1 protein-coding gene is annotated in these 2,263 nt (G+C 62.2%); it reads right to left on the bottom strand.

Translation table 11 applies throughout. The features are described 5' to 3' along the window. Positions 1–18: 18 nt before the first annotated feature. A partial coding sequence (gene acnA / locus ABYA88_RS16185) for an aconitate hydratase AcnA (protein WP_373188414.1) occupies positions 19–2,263 on the bottom strand: 2,245 nt, incomplete at its 5' end.

Genomic DNA, 2,263 nt, shown 5'->3' with positions numbered 1-2,263 from the left:
GCGGGAGCCCCTGTCCTATCAGCCCTCTGCAATCAACTCCCGCAATACAAAGTGCAGAATCCCGCCGGCCTTGAAGTAGTCGATTTCGTTGCGCGTGTCGATCCGGCACAGCACTTCGAATTCGACCTTTTCGCCGCTGTCCTTCGTAGCGACCATCTTCAGCGTCTGGCCGGGTTTCAGGTTATCGTCGATGCCCTGAATATCCACCTTCTCATGCCCGTCCAGCCCCAGCGAACCCACACCCTCGCCATCTTTGAACTGCAGCGGCAAAACGCCCATGCCGACCAGGTTGGAACGGTGAATACGTTCGAAGCTTTCGGCGATCACCGCTTTTATACCCAGCAGGTTAGTGCCTTTGGCAGCCCAGTCGCGACTGGAGCCGGTGCCGTATTCCTTGCCGGCGAACACCACCAGCGGGGTACTGTCCTGCTGGTAGCGCATCGCGGCATCATAGATCGCCATGCGCTCGCCGCTGGGCACGTGAATGGTTTCGCCGCCCTCTTCGCCGCCCAGCATCCGGTTGCGGATACGGATGTTGGCTAAGGTGCCGCGCATCATCACTTCATGGTTACCCCGGCGTGAGCCATAGGAGTTGAAGTCCTCTGGCTCGACGCCCTGCTCCTGCAGATAACGCCCGGCGGGTGAACTGCCCTTGATATTACCCGCCGGAGAGATGTGGTCGGTGGTGATCGAGTCGCCGAATACCGCCAGCACCTGGGCCTGATTTACCGGCTTGAGCGGCTTGAGCGGCTGGTCGATCTGCTCGAAATACGGGGGATTCTTCACGTAGGTCGAATCATCCACCCAGTCGTAGGTGGCGCCTTCGGCAACGCGGATCGACTGCCAGTGTTCGTCACCGCTAAAGACGTCGGCATAGCGTTCGCGATACATCGAATCCTCGACCATCGCCACCGCTTCGGCCACCTCGGCGTTACTCGGCCACAGATCCTTCAGGTAGACCGGCTTGTTGTCCTTGTCCAGGCCCAGCGGCTCTTCCAGCAGGTTCATCCGGGTATTACCGGCCAGGGCATAAGCAACCACCAGCGGCGGCGATGCCAGCCAGTTGGCTTTCACCTGCGGATGCACCCGGCCTTCGAAGTTTCGGTTACCCGATAGCACTGCCGACACCACCAGATCATGCTCGGTCACGGCCAGCGCCACCTCCGGCGGCAACGGACCCGAGTTCCCGATACAGGTGGTGCAGCCATAACCCACCAGGTTGAAGCCCAGGGTGTTGAGGTGCTCAGTCAGCCCCGCCTTGTCCAGATAATCGGTGACCACCTTGGAACCCGGGGCCAGCGATGACTTGACCCAGGGCTTGCGCATCACACCGCGCTCCACTGCCTTCTTGGCCAGCAAGCCCGCGGCCATCATCACGCTGGGGTTGGAGGTGTTGGTACAGGAGGTGATTGCCGCGATTACCACAGCGCCGTGGCTGATTTCATGCTCCTCGCCATCGATGGTCACGGTCGCGCCGCTGCTCGGACCGCCCACCGCAACCCCGCCGCCGCCTTCGGTTTCCAGGCGCGACTGGGCTTCATTGGCCGGGCGCAAAACCAGATCCATCAGTTTGTCGAAAGCCGCATGCACGTCACCCAGGGCAACGCGATCCTGCGGGCGACGGGGGCCGGCCAGGCTGGGTTCTACGGTACTCATGTCGAGTTCCAGGCTGGCGGTAAATTCCGGCTCGGCGCCGGGCTCGCGCCACATACCCTGGGCCTTGGCATAGGCTTCCACACGGGCGACGATCTCGGCCGGGCGGCCGGTCAGGCGCAGATAGCGGATGGTTTCATCGTCAATCGGGAAGAAGCCGCAGGTGGCGCCATATTCCGGCGCCATATTGGCAATGGTCGCCCGGTCCGCCAGGGGCAGATCGGCCAGGCCGTCGCCGTAGAATTCGACGAACTTGCCGACCACGCCCTGGGCACGCAGCATCTGAGTCACCGTCAGTACCAGATCGGTCGCGGTCATGCCTTCGCGCAGCTTGCCGCTGAGCTTGAAGCCCACCACTTCGGGAATCAGCATCGACACCGGCTGGCCGAGCATCGCCGCCTCTGCTTCAATGCCCCCGACACCCCAGCCCAGCACGCCCAGGCCGTTGATCATCGTGGTGTGCGAGTCGGTACCTACCAAGGTATCGGGATAGGCCCACTTCTCACCATTCACTTCACTGGACCAGACGCTCTGGCCCAGGTATTCCAGGTTTACCTGGTGGCAAATGCCGGTGCCCGGGGGCACCACGCGGAAGTTGTCGAATGCCTTC

This window comes from Halopseudomonas sp. (genome assembly GCF_041579695.1).
Lineage (GTDB): Bacteria > Pseudomonadota > Gammaproteobacteria > Pseudomonadales > Pseudomonadaceae > Halopseudomonas.
Note: the sequence above shows the minus strand (reverse complement) of the source record. Positions and strands in the feature narration are given on the sequence as shown.